The sequence below is a fragment of the Niallia oryzisoli genome (assembly GCF_043641075.1).
GTDB classification, from domain to species: domain Bacteria; phylum Bacillota; class Bacilli; order Bacillales; family Cytobacillaceae; genus Bacillus_BD; species Bacillus_BD oryzisoli_A.
Genome location: NZ_JBHZRC010000001.1, coordinates 519141 through 533474, shown reverse-complemented (window position 1 = coordinate 533474; position 14334 = coordinate 519141). Strand labels below are relative to the sequence as shown.

Sequence of the window (14334 nt, the reverse complement as noted above, 5' to 3'; positions counted from 1 at the left end):
TCCCCCTGGTCCTCGAATGGATTCAATGATAAAAAAACTCGTCAAGTTGACGAGTTTTTTTATTCCTACAATTTACCTTATTTCTCGTTAATTACGAATAATACACCTGTGAGAATAAGGATAGAACCAATCCAAAACGTCATCCCTATGCTCTCTCCTAGAATAAGCCATCCAAGGATTGTTCCAACTATGGGTTGAAAGAGAAAAATATTCCCCCGCTTGAGGCGTTAAACATTTGTAATCCGCGATTCCAAAGTAAGAATCCTCCTACTGTTGAGACAATGCCTAAATACAAGAGCCCTCCCCAAATGTTCGGTTGGGATAGCTGAGACATCGTAATCTCCTGTAATCGCTGACGAGTGGCCTCCTATTCTGTTCGTCATTTTTCATTTGTTTTAAAGCCTCTCTATTAGATAAGGTACAGCTCGCACAAAGAATTGCAAATTTCGGAAAAGCATAATTTCTATTCTAATTGTTTTCAATTAACGAGTGATAGTATATAATACCAACATTGCACATCAAACATATAAAATACTAGCAATCTATCAATTTGTTATTTGAAATTTCTGATAAATATGGTATTATGTATACCAAGTACCAAACTAAAAAGGAGAATTTAGCAAAGATGGAAAACTTATTTCTAACACTTGGTGTTGCTGTATCATCAGGAGCACTGATCGCATTACTGAAAATAATTCTAATTGACATCATCCTATCTGGTGATAATGCAATCGTCATTGCAATGGCAACGAAAAATCTGCCAAAAGATTTACAAAATAAAGCCATCTTCTGGGGTACAGCAGGCGCGGTTATTCTGCGAATTGGTTTCGCAGCTATTATTGTATATCTGCTGCAAATTCCATACGTTAATCTTTTCGGTGGAGCCCTTCTTCTCTGGATTGCATACAAGGTATTGGTTGAAGGCGAAGAGGATGCAAATATTAAGTCACATAATAGTCTAGTTAAAGCCATTCAAACGATTATTATTGCCGATGCGGTTATGAGCTTAGATAACGTAGTGGCTGTAGCAGGTGCTGCACATGGTCATATTGGGATGATAGCTCTTGGTGTTATTATCAGTATTCCTATTATGATCTTTGGGTCAAAATTTATTGTTAAGTTAATGGAAAAATACGCTTGGATTGCATATGCGGGTGCAGGTATTCTCTCTTGGACAGCTGGAGAAATGATTTTAAAAGATAAGAGTTTAAATAGTTTGGTTGAAATTCCACATGGGGCTATATCATATGTCATTCTAGCTGTGGTAACTGCCATAATACTTTCAATAGGCTATATAAAGAATCAAAGCAGTGCAAAAGCAGCTGAAGGAAAACAAACAGCATAATGGTTTGGGGGAAAGAGTGAAATACTCTTTCCCTTTTTTCTTCACATTTTAAATCTACTTATTCAAAAACCTCTTCATAAATTCGAAGTACCTCATCAGCAGTTAACGGATGTGTTGCAACGATAGTATTTTGACCTAATCCTGCTACACGTATCGTTTCCTCCGCCATCAATTTCAAATCCTCTTTTTTCACACCAAGATTTTTCAATGTATCGTATGTACCAATTTCTTTATACCAGGTTACCAATGCTTCAATTGTTGCTTCACAAGCTGCAGCATCATCATCAAGTGTAACGTTAAACACTTTCCGCCCTAATCTAGCAAGACGATGTGGCCTGTCTTTTTTAATGATTTGACGAAAATAAGCTGGGGTAAGAATCGCCAATCCGCGTCCATGTGAGATATCATAATGTGCGGACAACGTATGTTCAATTTGATGAACCGGGAAGCTTCCCCCTCTTCCTGCGTTTGCAATACCAATTAAGGCTAGGGTGCTGGTCCAAAGGAGATGTGCACGGGCATTATAATCCTCCGGATGGTCAATTGCCATCTTGCCATATTTCACCGCATTCCGCATGAGTCCCTCTGTAATCTCGTCTTGAACGTTTGCACTTTCATCGCCTGTCATATACCCCTCATACAAATGAGTGAACATATCTACCGCTCCGTCCGCGGTGTAGTCAGCAGATACGGTATAGGTCAACTCCGGATCAAGAATGGCAGCACGAGGAAATAAGGCTGGACCAGCAATCCCTGATTTTTCCTTCGTTTCCCAATTCGTAATAACGGCGGAAGAATTGGCTTCAGATCCTGTTGCTGCTAACGTTGGAATGGTCAATATAGGGAGTGCCTCTTTTATCGGCAGCAATTCCTTCCACAAGCCCGTTTTATTTCCTCTAATATATTCATGGATCGGTCTAGCAGAAACAGCCACGGTTGCTATGGCTTTGGCTGCATCCATGGCGGAACCACCGCCTAAAGCTAGAATTAAATCACATTTTTCATCACGAGCGATTTGTCCCCCTCTATCAACCGTTTCTGCTCTCGGGTTTGGTTCTACTTGATCGAACACAACAAACTCAACACCTGCTGCTCTTAGAGATTCGGATACTCTAGAAAGGGACCCCGTTTTTTTAGTTGAAGAACGACCGGTAACCAATAAAACTTTCCTTCCATACTCTTTAACAAGATCTCCACAATGATCGACCTCGCCTTTTCCAAAAATTATCTTCGTTGGAATGTTTAAAGTAAAATTTAACATGTGATTTCTCCTTTTCAAATAGGTTCTAAAAGCTGTTTAGGAGTTTTACCCTTTACGTAATAGACATCAAGCGTTCATGACGAGAGTTTTTCTCCCGTTTTATGATAAGTAAAAAAACAAGCCTTCTTCACAAAAATATAGTTTTCCACCTGGATGGTTAATTATTCTATCTTCTTGGACTCACCTTATTCATATGTAGTGCTTGTACTATTATTGGACGGGATCCCGCCGACTCATTAAACTCGACAGCCTCATTCTCCTGAACAGTATTCAATTCAAGTTTATTATAAACTTTTTATCATCATAAATAGTCTAAAAAACTCGTCAAATATGACGAGTTTTTAAATGTTACGGAAGATTACATCGTTCCTTTCTGAACTATGGCATCTCTGTCCCATTTTCGGACCAATGTACCCGTCCCCCTAGAACCCCTGGCAGATTTGTATTCTTTGATAATTTCTGACATGATGCTGAGGGCTATTTCTGTTGTTGTTTCTGAGCCTATTTCCAATCCGATCGGAGAATGGACCTGCTCCAGCTGGGCTTCTGTAATGCCTTCGCTTTTTAGTTTTTTTAATATAGTGAGGGTCTTACGTTTACTGGCGACCATCCCAATATAGGCGCAAGGAAATTGCAGTGCCGTTTGTAAAACAATGTCATCAGAATCCTTTGTTACAATGACCACATATGACTTTTCACTTAGGTTTGCTGAGAGCAGCGCTTTACCAATATCCTCGTTTACAAAAAGGTTTTCCGCATTTGGAAAGCGCTCCTTCGTGCAATAACCAACGCGATCATCAACAACGCAATAGGGATATTCAAGTAAGTCAGCAATCTTTCCCAGCGCGTTGGCTAGATGGCCTGCACCAACCAATACTAGTTCAGGTCTGCTTGTATAGACTTCAATAAAGACCCGTATCGTTCCGCCACAATTCATCTGAATTCCGTCCTTGGCATGTTTATTCAATATATATTCAACGACTTTGGACTGCCCCTTTTCAATAGCTCTTACGCTTTCTTCGATGATATAGAATTCAGCCAATCCGCCGCCGACAGTCCCTTCAATCGTCCCATCCTTGTATACAATCATTTTTCCAACATGACTGGGAGTGGAGCCCCTTGCTTCAATAATCATGGCCAATGCAAATGCTTCGTTTTGGCGCGTCAGCAAGCCCACTTTTTCCATCAGCAGCATGTACAGCACTCCCCTTTTTTAATACTATTGATTTGGTTGATCGTGCTTTAAGCTTAAAAAATAATGTAAAAGATTTAACGCCACCTTTTTTCTGTAAAAAGCAGTAGAGCGATGATCGTCGATTGGGTTAATAATCTTATCAAAGGCTGTCACAACCTGTGTGATGTCTGTTTGTGTTAATGGCAGGGTTTTTCCTAGCAGTAGGCTTTCTAATTGGCTTGAACGAACCATTGTAGGTCCGACTGCCCCAAAGGCGAATCGAATATCATCTATATGACCTTTACTTACCCGAATCAAACCGGCAAACGATACTTTGGCAATCGCATCAGCGTTGCGGTTCCCGACCTTCTCAAAAATGACATGTGATTCATCGTCTAAAACGGCTGGCAGGATAATCTCGGTTACGAGTTCGTTTTGAAGACGATTAACTCGTCTTGGACCTTGAATAAAATCACTTATTGCCACAGTTCGAATACCAGAAACGGAGTGCAGCTGAAGCTTTGCATTGTATATATATAATAATGGAAGCGTGTCACCGGCTGGGGAGGCGTTGCAAATATTTCCGCCTAATGTTCCCCGATTCCTGATAGCAGGGGCTGCTATCGTTTGAATCGCATTTTTTAAAGCAATTGGAATTAACGGATGTTCAAGTAATTCGCCATAGGTACAGCAGGCCCCGATGTGGAGATCCTTGTGATTTCGATATACTTGCTTTAGTTCGGGAAGATGGTCAATAAATACTACTGGTTTGGGGATTTTTGGAGGAACTCCCCTTCGGCTTTTGTGAAGAACCATGACATCCGTGCCGCCGGCCATTATGGCACAGTCTTCACTATTTAATTGATTGAGGGTTTGGTCTAAACGATCGAAGCGGTACGCTGTTATTTTCTCTGCCATATGCCATCCCCTTTTCTAGCTGCTAGATGAATGGCCTCAACAATCATATTGTAGCCGGTACAGCGGCAGAGGTTTCCTGATATGCCATCACGGATGTCCTCCTCTGATGGATGAGGATTCTTGGTTAACAAGGCTGCACTTGCCATAATCATTCCTGGAATGCAATAGCCGCATTGAACTCCACCGGCAATGGAATAGCACTCATCTAAAATTTTAAATTGATCTGTTTCAAGTATCCCTTCGATCGTTTGAACATCAGCACCAGCAATGGAGCCTATTGGAATAAGACAGCTGTTTTGCAGAAGGTTATTCACAAAAACACTGCAGGCTCCGCATTCTCCTTCACCGCAGCCTTCCTTTGTTCCAATTAAATCCAATTCATCTCTTAGTATATCTAATAACCTTGCAGTAGCAGGTGCGTCTGTTTCTACTATCTTTCCGTTAAGTTTAAATTTTATCAAGCCTCGTCGCCTTCCTTCATCCAAAGACTCTCTATTATGACTTCCGGTGTAATCGGGATTTGCTGAAAAGAAGTATGCAGTGCATCCTCAATCGCAGCCTGAACTGCAGGAGCACCTCCGATTAAAGTTAGTTCGCCTGCACCCTTTGCCCCGTAAGGACCATCAGCATAGGGGTTATCAAAAACCTTGCTTTCGATAGGGACAACGTCTAATGATGTTGGCGGTCCATAATCCGAAATGCTTTTTTGTTGGATTCTCCCTTCCTTTGACGTCATTTTTTCTAAATAACCGTACGCTAACCCTTGGGCCAACCCACCGTCAATCTGGCCTTTCATGATCCGTTCATCAATAACCTTTCCAACCTCATAATTGCCGTATATTTTCTTTAATTTAACATTTCCTGTCAACGTATCAACCTCTACTTCAACGATATTAATGCCCCATGAGTACGCTGGGTAGGCATCTCCAGTAAAGGTTTTCTCGTCCCAAGGAATCATTTCACGGTGAACATAGTGCTCAACTATTCCCTGTTCAACCCCTGGCTGCCATTGAACCTTCAATTTTTTTGCGGCCCGTTCAAGCAATTTCCCAACAATCATCGTTGTTCTGGAGGCTACGGTTGGACCGGAATCTGGAACGTCTTTCGTATCGGGATCAGGGTAGTGAATCTCTTCATAAGGGAGGTCTAACCCTTTGGCGACAATTTTACTTAGCGTTGTTAATATGCCTTGTCCCATATCGGAATTGGAGATTTTAAGCGATACTCGGTCGTCCTTTGATTTGACGAGCTTCACCGTCGCTTTAATATGATCTTTTTCACCGCTCCCTGTAAAGCCGCAGCCGTGAAGGAACAGCGAAGCACCTATGCCTTTTTTATAGCGCTGATTTTGTTGATTGAAATGCTGAAAAGCTTCTTTTTTCTTTTTGTAATCTGATACTTTAAGCAGATCCTCAATCATATCGTTCATTAATATGGGCTCGTGGAATTTACCCTTGGTGATGGTTGGATCCCCCTGCTTGACTAGGTATTTTCGTTTATATTCAAGCGGGTCAATTTTTACCAGATTACTAAGATGACTCATATGTCCCTCGATGCCGGCAAAGCTTTGTGGAGCGCCAAAGCCTCTGAAGGCACCGTTTGGAACAGTATTGGTTTTTAAGACATAGCCTTTTGCATGAAAATGGGGGATTTTGTATACTCCTGCACTGTTGATTAAGGCACGTTGCAGCACTACAGAGCTCAATCCGGCATTCGCTCCGCCATCAAGAAAAATGTCCACACACATGCTTAAAATATTGCCATCCTTATCAATCGCTGTTCGATATTTGAGTTTGGCTGGATGACGTTTTGTTGTAACCACCATATCCTCAGAACGGTCGAATACGAGCATGACGGATTTTTTGAGTGCTCGAGCAGCAACGGCAACGTGACATGCCATCATCGAAGGAAAATCTTCTTTACCGCCAAAACCTCCACCTGTCGGACTTTGGATTACTCTGACCTCATCATCACCACAGGCTAACGCACTTAGCAATGCATCTTTTATATAATAAAGGCATTGCATAGATCCTTGAACGACGATTTCATCCTCCTTATATATGGCTAGCATTCCTTGTGGCTCTAGGTAGACATGCTCCTGATAACCCGTATCAAATTCTTCCTCAATGATGTGATGCGCTCCCTGTTCGATTGCTGATATGCTGTCTAAACTTTCGCCGAATTCATAACTGGCCATGGTAGATGTTGATTTTTGTTTAATTGCTTCGTCCAATGTATAGACAGCCCTATGTTCTTCAAATTCTACTGTTACTTCCTTTAACAAGCTGTAGAGAATATCAAGTTCTTTTCCAACGAGCATCAGTATTGGCTCACCAATATAATGAACCCACTCATTGGCAAATATAGGCTGATCTTCTTTGATAATTTTGACATAATTGGGTCCCGGAATATGATCTGCCCCCACTGCTTCGTACCCTTCAGGCAGATGTGGTAACAGGATGGATTGAATTTTCCCATAAGCAATGGGTGACCGATACAGAACACCATAAACCATATTTTCCAATTTCTTATCACTAATATAGGGCAGCTGGCCCGATACTTTGCCTTTGTGGTCCTTTTTGGGCACGGAGGTGCTTATGTCTTTGAGATTCATTCCAACAACACCCTTCGACGCATAATTTTAAGGGAACCTAGTGTTAATATAGATGTCTTCCTATGATTTTATAATTGAGAATGCTATTTTATGATTAATTTATATGTACGAGTTTCATTGTTTTATTGTAAAAATTACACTTTATAATAGTCTATTGCTTTTCGATAGTCCTCTGGTGTATCAACATCAGTTAAAATTCCTGGGTCAGCCACATTAAAGTAGTTCTTTTCAAGTCCCCCCAGAACGTCGCGCAAATTACTTTCAGGATTGGTTTGGAGTATCTTCTGCTTCACTTCGCTTGACAATTTGATGGGATGTCCACCTTTGTAGTTAAAGCTTGGTATCACTACGTTCCCTTTCTGTTTTGCCAATAGCTGAACCGTCGCTTTTTTTACTAGCGGACAATCTCCAGGTGTTAGGAAGAAGTTTGGAGCAGCCGCTTCATTGCAGCCCTTTTGAATCGAACTGAACATACCAAGGGTGAAATTTTCGTTATAGACACATTTTATTTGAAAGGAATAGGCATTTACTCTGCTAATTTTTGCAATTTCCTCTTCGATGATTCCTGCTTGGAATCCGGTAACAACGATGACCTTACTGCACACTGCTTCAAATTTAGAGATCGTTTGCTCTAACAAGGTCTTTTCCCCTAATGGTAAAGTCATTTTAAAGGCATTTGCTCGGCTCGAATAACCAGCAGCTAGAATGATTGCTTCCATTTCATCACCTGCTATATTTTTTTCTATTATTCTACATTTATACTTCTTGAAGAAGTCAATCATTCCTTTGAGGGTCATCTCTACGATAAAATGATCTTAAACTTTTGTATCTATTAGATTTCAATTATAATTTAAGGAAGAAGCTGCATCGTATGTAAGGAGGGGATTTTTTGATCGTTTATGCGTTAGTAGGAAAAAGTGGAACGGGAAAAAGCACGAGTGTTTTGCAATATTGTCACGAACATAATATTCCTGCGATTATAGATGACGGAATATTCATAATTAACGGAAGTAAAATGGCGGGTACGTCTGCTAAGTATGAAAAAAATTACATAAAGGCTGTTAAACGAGCCACTTTTTTTTATGAGGATCATTGTAAAGAAGTGATGGATGCTATTCGTATGACATGCGTGGCCAAAATTTTGATTGTTGGAACCTCCGTTAAAATGGTGGATTTGATAGCGAAGAAATTGATGCTTGGAAAAATTCATAAATATGTAGATGTTTCTGAAATTCGTTCAAGTAAAGAAATAAATTTAGCCCGCCATATGCGTAATACCCAAGGGAAGCATGTGATTCCAATTCCATATACACAGGTTGAGCGGAACAAACTAAAAAAAATTATCCAAAAAGGATTGTTTCTTTTCTCAAAACAAGCAAAATATATTGGCGAGGTTACAATTATCCAGCCTCATTTTACTAAAGGTACGATTACAATACAGGAAAACGTGTATCGTGAGCTGATTACCTACATTTGTAAGAGAATGAAATATGTAAAAAACGCAAAAATTCTCGAAAGCGATTTCAATACTTTTCAAGGCATAACAGTAGAAATTGAACTAAACTGGACTCTCGAACAGAATATTGTCGAGCCTTTGGAAGAAATACAACAAAAAATCAATGAAGCACTTCTAGCTTATTTCGAAATCGAACTGAATACAATTGATATAAAGTTAGCAGCAGTAAGGCTTTAAATTTAATAAAAATAGGGCTCCCAATAACCTCTTGTTTTTCTGAAACAATGATGATTATTAGTGCCCTATATTTTTACTTCATACTTTATCATTTTTTCTTAAAATTCGGTTTTCTTTTTTCAACAAAAGCCCTGACTCCTTCTGGGAAGTCATACGCGTCAACACTTGAATCAATACCTGTTTCCCATGGGATTGTAACAGTTGGATTATTAAAGTACAACGCTCTCTTTACGGCTAGAAGGGATGCTGGAGACTGCTCCATAATTTTTTTACCTAGTTCAATTGCATAATGATTTACATCTGTATCATTATCTAATAAATAATTAATAAGCCCTAAATCAAAGCATTCCTGCGGTTTCAAGAGTCTGCCCGTATACACGAGATCCATAGTTCTGCTTTTACCAATTAAATCTGCAATTCTTTTGGCAAAGGCTTGATTCAAGGTAATTCCTAATCTACCAACAGGCATTCCCATCTTGGTGTTGGGTGTTCCAATGCGAATATCACAGGCTAAGGCAAGCTGGAACCCGGCACCCATTGCTGGACCATTAATAACTCCGATTGTTGGTAACGGAATTCTCTCAAAAGTGGAAATGGCTTCCTCCATCATTCGAAAGGCATCATTTGCTTCGCCATATGATAAATGATTGAATTGTTTTAGGTCTGAGCCGGAAGTAAAAAGCTTTTCTCTGCCACGCAGAATCACAACTTTGTTCTTTGGATTTTGTGTGATGCTTTTGCCAACCTCTTTTAAATCCATCCACATTCTATTTGTTAATGCATTTTTCAATTCTGGCCGATTAATGGTGACGATTGCAAAGCCGCCGCTTTCCTGTAACGAAATATTCCCGTCCTTCTCTGTCCTTTGGATTGTAACCCTCATTCTTAAGCTCCCCCCTACTAAATATTGTCAATAGTATTTTAACAGATATATTGACAAAATTCTCTAAATATTGGAAGAAAATTTCTCGTTCAAGCTGACTATGCATCATTTCGAATGGATAAAAAAAACTCGTCAATCTAGACGAGTCCTTCTAATCCTGAATTCATGAACAACTGTGTCTGTCCCCTTGGTCCAATTACTTTTTTAGAAGTTCCATTTCATGGAAATCGACTTGGTAATCTTCTTGATTTTCTTTTTGATTTGTAACAAGTAGCTTTCCTTCATATAAGGACTTTCCTGTTATTAAATCTCCTATTGATAGAATATGTCCATTATTTATGGAATGAATCGTATATATTTTCTCATTCATCAATTTAATAAATGGCTGATCGTTAGTATTCTTGGATTGTGGTAAATCAAACGTCAATACTTCACCCCATTTATCCTTCTCAATATCATATGGATGGACTCCTATGCCGTTCGCTGAAAGTGTTTGAATATAGATGGTTGAATGAAAAATGGAATACGTACCGTATGATTGAAGAAGTTCATCAGGAAACGATAGTTTTTTTAGCTGATTATTCTTAATATCATATAAATAGGCCTCGTTTGCCTCCAATTTTGCTTGACCATCATAGGACATCACTTCACCATTTGTCCTTACCTCTTCAGCTTCAAATGTCTTCTTGATAATAAGATGATAGTTTTCTGGTTGTATGGAGTTATAATCATGATTCATGCTTATTTCATTCCAGCCATTATTTGTTGTTTGAGAAGATATGATTGTGTTTTTCTCTGTTAATTTTTGCTCTTTTAAATCAAAGGTATAAACAAGTAAATCCTCTGCACCATTTTTTCCATAGCCTTTGGTTATTACATTTAAAGAACCGCCTGCAGCTTGAACGTCTTCTAAGTTCATCCAGCTGTATTTTTCCTTTTTCGCAACATTTGTTTGGAAAGCGAATGTTTCTTCGGAATCTTTATTGAAAACCTCGATAGTAAAATTGATGTCATTTGAAGGGTCTTCATTGAAATCACCATTGACGTTCGCATATATTAATAGGTCCTCATCTTCATAAAAGCAATTAGGTGACAAATCCTTGCCGCGCATAAAGCTTTTATGATTGTTGATCAGATTTCTAAATATGGGGGCATACCGATCTGTTGACAATCTTTGAAAAAGAGATTGATAATTCATTTGGGTCGTTTCCTTTTCGGTGATTTGTAGGTCCTGATACAAATTCCCGACTACATAATTACCATATAAAAGAAGATCCTTTACTTCCTTCTCACTTCCTTTTACTTTTTCAAATTCAATTTGTATATTCTCCTGTTCAGCCAGGCTGGATTGAATATAAAACGTGCCAATGACGACAATCGATAGGATACAAAGAAAGATTATTTTCCAGTATCGTTTCATTTTTTCAACCTCCTATCAAACCCTTACTTTATTCTTTAATAAATAATGCCCCGTCCAAATGGCACCAGCCAAAACAATGAGCCCTGTTACTATTTCCATGAAAAATAGCTCCAATGGATAAAAGTAATTTTTTAACAGGAAGGTATTTACTAATAACGGTGCCAAAAAGATAAAAAGGGAGAAAGCACAATAAAGAATGCCATAGATAATGCCTTTGATGCGGAACGAACGTTCAAACAAAATCGCGGTAAACACCATAAATACCGCAATCATTCCTCCCCCATAATAAAGAATAAATTCAAGAAAGGACGATGGATATAGAATGGTTAAATAATCAATATTCGTTATTCCATTTAAAGAAAGTACACTTAGAAACTCATTCGGAATCATCCACTTTACTATCCGGTTTTCGAGTGGGAATAATAGCAGTTGTACGGCCACAAGTCCAAGAATGCAGAGAAAAATCACTGTCGCCTTTGCCATGTATACATTTAAACGTGATGTCGGCAGCATGAACAAGCGATAAATAAACGTATTTTTTCCAAACCAATCACGATACCAGATAAAAAAGACATAAATCACTAATGCCGCAATACAAAGGGCAATCGGTCCCATAAACCAAAAGGAATGGGCAATATTAGAAAAAGAAAAGGTTCCAAATTGCTCAAGGAACTGTTGCTTTGGCATTAAATCCTTATAAATGGATTGATTTACTTGACTCAAATAGTGCCGTGACTCTAAAATTACACCAATCATTTGTAATAGAATAGTCATACCCATTAAGACAAGATAGAGCTTCAAAAATCGATTAAACTCAAAATTAACTAGCTTTAAAAACCGGTTCATCCTTTATACACCTCTCTCATGACATCGACTACCGATTTTCCCTCATTTTCCCTGACTTCCTCTGTGTTAAATTCCTTTATGACAACACCGTTATCTATTAATACTGCTTTATCAATTAAATGCTCGATGTCATTTATTTCATGAGTGGTAATAATCACACCGCGGTCTTCAATTAAGTGACTGGTAAAAACCTCTGTGATTTGTTCACGGCTGAAAATATCTATTCCGGAAAATGGCTCATCCATTAGAATATAATCGACATCCATCGAGAGACCGAGCAGCAGGTTCACCTTTGCGGTATTCCCTTTCGAAAGCTCTGATATGCGGTCACCTTCATTCAGGCGGAAAAATTGGAGAAGCTCATTCGCTCGAAGCTGATTCCATCCCCCGTAAAAGTCGGCCATAAACGTAAAAGCGTCACTTATTTTCATGGATGGCAGCATCGTAATCGCATCAGGTATAAAGGTGATTTTTTCATAGGTTTCTTTACAAATTTTTTCACCGTCAATCAGGATATCACCACTGTCAATTGGGATTAAAGCCATGATTGCTTTCATAATAGTTGTCTTTCCCACACCATTAATCCCAATTAAACAGGTTATTTCACCCTTCTCAGCAGTAAAAGAAATACCCTTTAACACGGTCTTTTTCCCAAATCTTTTCGTTACATTCTTAACTTCAATCACAAAATCACCCCCTATTGATTGCTTTCCTTTTCATATTGATCTTTCACTAAATTTAAAACCTCAGGTAATGGCACATTAATGGACCGAACGGAATGAATAAATGTATCAACAGCTTCTAAAATCAATTCCTCTCGCACTCTTTTCAGCATCTGTTCATCCTTCGTAATGCGGCTTGGTAAATTTCCTTCCGTAAAAATCAATCCTTGTTCCTCCATTTCTTTGTACGCCCGCTGCGCCGTATTTGGATTAATCTTCAGCTTATTCGCAAGCTCTCTTCTTGAGGGAATCTCCTGACCTGGTTCAAAATTTCCTTTGGCTATTTGTTCTTTAAAATGTCGAATGACTTGCACATAAACAGGATCTCGATTATTAAACTTTGCTTCCATAGACCCAACTCCTAAAAAATTCAACTTCTGTATTAAGTGGTTAATACAGTAAAAACAAAAAAATATGTGTACTAATCAAGCAGCTTGCAGTTGTAAACTCAGCATACGTTCTGCATTCACGTAGCTGTATGAAGGACATAATACACCTGAAGTATAAATGTGTATTATGTCCTTAATACACCTTATGTGATGTATTATAGACTTAATACACCTTACCTGTCAATGTAGATATTGTTAATGGAATGGGAAAAGGGACAGGTGCCATGGTTTAATTCATAACTAGACCACGCTACCTGTCCCTCTGTCCCACTTTTGATTAGAATGGATTTGTTGCCAATAGGCTTGCTGTTTTCACATAAATACGCGGATGCAATTTTAATTGAGATACAACAAAATCAGCTATATCCTCCGGCTGCATATATTTTTCATCATTGTTTTCTGCTATTAAGTTTGTTTTATTGGCAAGCTCTGTAGCGACTGTACTCGGAGTTAACGCAGTAACACGGATATTGTTTCTTCTAACTTCTTGTGCTAATGATTCCGTAAGGCCGATGACACCAAATTTAGAGGCACTATAGGCACTTGAGGTTGCTGCGCCGTTTAACCCATTTGTAGAGGAAATATTGATAATATCCCCACGATTTTTTTCAATTAATTGCGGTAGAACTGTTCGTGTTACATAGTAGAGTCCCATTAGATTAACATCAACGATCCTCTTCCACTCTTCTGGATCCATTTCAAGAAGTGTGGCGAATTTTCCGATGCCTGCATTATTAATGAGAATGTCAGCAGTTCCTAACTCATCTGTTAATAGGTGAACCGCGCGTTCTACATCTTTCAGCGATGATATATCAACCGCTGAATAAGCAGCCTTTATTCCTTTTCCTTCAACTTGACTTACAACCTCTTTCAAATCATTTTCTGTTCTTGCCAGCAAACCAAGGTTTACTCCTTCATTTGCTAATGCAAGCGTAATCGCCTTTCCTATTCCTTTTCCAGCACCCGTAACAATGGCTGTTTTTCCTTTTAATGATTGAACCAATTTCAACAACTCCTTCCACATGATCTATCTTATTGTGGAAGATTACCTCTTTTATTATGCTGTTAT

General features: G+C 38.9%; 14 protein-coding genes and 1 pseudogene. 2 read left to right on the top strand and 13 right to left on the bottom strand.

From position 1 onward, the window contains the following. Nucleotides 1-77 precede the first annotated feature (77 nt). Nucleotides 78-349 (bottom strand): annotated as a pseudogene (locus ACHUFV_RS02825) (EamA family transporter); the annotation flags it as partial. A 276-nt stretch (nucleotides 350-625) separates the two neighbouring features. Between ACHUFV_RS02825 and ACHUFV_RS02820 the strand changes: the two are divergent. Continuing rightward, a complete protein-coding gene (locus tag ACHUFV_RS02820) occupies nucleotides 626-1345 on the top strand; it encodes a TerC family protein (protein WP_394232090.1) in 720 nt (239 codons plus the stop codon). A gap of 58 nt (nucleotides 1346-1403) precedes the next feature. On the opposite strand, the gene ACHUFV_RS02815 is transcribed toward ACHUFV_RS02820, so the two are convergent. The 6 genes from ACHUFV_RS02815 to ACHUFV_RS02790 all read right to left on the bottom strand — a co-directional run bounded on the left by ACHUFV_RS02815 (nucleotide 1404) and on the right by ACHUFV_RS02790 (nucleotide 8031). Then, nucleotides 1404-2606 (bottom strand): iron-containing alcohol dehydrogenase, encoded by a 1203-nt coding sequence (locus ACHUFV_RS02815; RefSeq protein WP_394232089.1) that lies wholly within the window; start codon nucleotides 2604-2606, stop codon nucleotides 1404-1406. Nucleotides 2607-2964: 358 nt separating this feature from the next. Continuing rightward, nucleotides 2965-3801, bottom strand: a complete 837-nt coding sequence (locus ACHUFV_RS02810) for an XdhC family protein (protein WP_394232088.1) — start codon at nucleotides 3799-3801, stop codon at nucleotides 2965-2967. Between the two features lie 24 nt (nucleotides 3802-3825). Beyond that, nucleotides 3826-4698 (bottom strand): FAD binding domain-containing protein, encoded by an 873-nt coding sequence (locus ACHUFV_RS02805; RefSeq protein ID WP_394232087.1) that lies wholly within the window; start codon nucleotides 4696-4698, stop codon nucleotides 3826-3828. After that, the gene (locus ACHUFV_RS02800) at nucleotides 4683-5159 is read right to left on the bottom strand and encodes a (2Fe-2S)-binding protein (RefSeq protein WP_394232086.1); all 477 of its coding nucleotides are present in this window, start codon (nucleotides 5157-5159) and stop codon (nucleotides 4683-4685) included. Before ACHUFV_RS02800 ends, ACHUFV_RS02805 begins: the two co-directional genes overlap by 16 nt. Further along, nucleotides 5156-7312 carry a xanthine dehydrogenase family protein molybdopterin-binding subunit gene (locus tag ACHUFV_RS02795; RefSeq protein WP_394232085.1) on the bottom strand — a complete coding sequence of 719 codons (2157 nt, stop codon included), beginning with the start codon at nucleotides 7310-7312 and terminating at the stop codon, nucleotides 5156-5158. The genes ACHUFV_RS02800 and ACHUFV_RS02795 overlap by 4 nt, the downstream gene beginning before the upstream one ends. A gap of 134 nt (nucleotides 7313-7446) precedes the next feature. Further along, nucleotides 7447-8031, bottom strand: coding sequence for a nucleotidyltransferase family protein (locus ACHUFV_RS02790; protein ID WP_394232084.1), 585 nt, complete (start codon nucleotides 8029-8031; stop codon nucleotides 7447-7449). A gap of 170 nt (nucleotides 8032-8201) precedes the next feature. On the opposite strand from ACHUFV_RS02790, the gene ACHUFV_RS02785 reads away from it, so the two are divergent. Continuing rightward, complete coding sequence (locus ACHUFV_RS02785; protein WP_394232083.1) at nucleotides 8202-9005, top strand: hypothetical protein; 804 nt, start codon at nucleotides 8202-8204, stop codon at nucleotides 9003-9005. A gap of 88 nt (nucleotides 9006-9093) precedes the next feature. On the opposite strand, the gene ACHUFV_RS02780 is transcribed toward ACHUFV_RS02785, so the two are convergent. The 6 genes from ACHUFV_RS02780 to ACHUFV_RS02755 all read right to left on the bottom strand — a co-directional run bounded on the left by ACHUFV_RS02780 (nucleotide 9094) and on the right by ACHUFV_RS02755 (nucleotide 14268). Further along, nucleotides 9094-9888 carry an enoyl-CoA hydratase/isomerase family protein gene (locus tag ACHUFV_RS02780; RefSeq protein ID WP_394232082.1) on the bottom strand — a complete coding sequence of 265 codons (795 nt, stop codon included), beginning with the start codon at nucleotides 9886-9888 and terminating at the stop codon, nucleotides 9094-9096. Nucleotides 9889-10084: 196 nt separating this feature from the next. Further along, nucleotides 10085-11308 (bottom strand): hypothetical protein, encoded by a 1224-nt coding sequence (locus tag ACHUFV_RS02775; RefSeq protein ID WP_394232081.1) that lies wholly within the window; start codon nucleotides 11306-11308, stop codon nucleotides 10085-10087. Nucleotides 11309-11323: 15 nt separating this feature from the next. Next, a complete protein-coding gene (locus ACHUFV_RS02770) occupies nucleotides 11324-12154 on the bottom strand; it encodes a hypothetical protein (RefSeq protein ID WP_394232080.1) in 831 nt (276 codons plus the stop codon). After that, nucleotides 12151-12840 carry an ABC transporter ATP-binding protein gene (locus tag ACHUFV_RS02765; RefSeq protein WP_394232079.1) on the bottom strand — a complete coding sequence of 230 codons (690 nt, stop codon included), beginning with the start codon at nucleotides 12838-12840 and terminating at the stop codon, nucleotides 12151-12153. Before ACHUFV_RS02765 ends, ACHUFV_RS02770 begins: the two co-directional genes overlap by 4 nt. A gap of 11 nt (nucleotides 12841-12851) precedes the next feature. Further along, nucleotides 12852-13226 carry a GntR family transcriptional regulator gene (locus tag ACHUFV_RS02760; RefSeq protein ID WP_394232078.1) on the bottom strand — a complete coding sequence of 125 codons (375 nt, stop codon included), beginning with the start codon at nucleotides 13224-13226 and terminating at the stop codon, nucleotides 12852-12854. Between the two features lie 316 nt (nucleotides 13227-13542). Next, nucleotides 13543-14268: a 3-ketoacyl-ACP reductase gene (locus ACHUFV_RS02755; RefSeq protein WP_394232077.1), complete on the bottom strand. Its 726-nt coding sequence runs from the start codon at nucleotides 14266-14268 to the stop codon at nucleotides 13543-13545. Nucleotides 14269-14334 lie beyond the last annotated feature (66 nt).

Excerpts from the sequence above, each read along its gene's own strand:
- ACHUFV_RS02820 (WP_394232090.1), top strand. The coding sequence starts at position 626 with ATGGAAAACTTATTTCTAACACTTGGTGTTGCTGTATCATCAGGAGCA.
- ACHUFV_RS02815 (WP_394232089.1), bottom strand. The coding sequence starts at position 2,606 with ATGTTAAATTTTACTTTAAACATTCCAACGAAGATAATTTTTGGAAAA.
- ACHUFV_RS02810 (WP_394232088.1), bottom strand. The coding sequence starts at position 3,801 with ATGCTGCTGATGGAAAAAGTGGGCTTGCTGACGCGCCAAAACGAAGCA.
- ACHUFV_RS02805 (WP_394232087.1), bottom strand. The coding sequence starts at position 4,698 with ATGGCAGAGAAAATAACAGCGTACCGCTTCGATCGTTTAGACCAAACC.
- ACHUFV_RS02795 (WP_394232085.1), bottom strand. The coding sequence starts at position 7,312 with ATGAATCTCAAAGACATAAGCACCTCCGTGCCCAAAAAGGACCACAAA.
- ACHUFV_RS02790 (WP_394232084.1), bottom strand. The coding sequence starts at position 8,031 with ATGGAAGCAATCATTCTAGCTGCTGGTTATTCGAGCCGAGCAAATGCC.
- ACHUFV_RS02780 (WP_394232082.1), bottom strand. The coding sequence starts at position 9,888 with ATGAGGGTTACAATCCAAAGGACAGAGAAGGACGGGAATATTTCGTTA.
- ACHUFV_RS02775 (WP_394232081.1), bottom strand. The coding sequence starts at position 11,308 with ATGAAACGATACTGGAAAATAATCTTTCTTTGTATCCTATCGATTGTC.
- ACHUFV_RS02770 (WP_394232080.1), bottom strand. The coding sequence starts at position 12,154 with ATGAACCGGTTTTTAAAGCTAGTTAATTTTGAGTTTAATCGATTTTTG.
- ACHUFV_RS02760 (WP_394232078.1), bottom strand. The coding sequence starts at position 13,226 with ATGGAAGCAAAGTTTAATAATCGAGATCCTGTTTATGTGCAAGTCATT.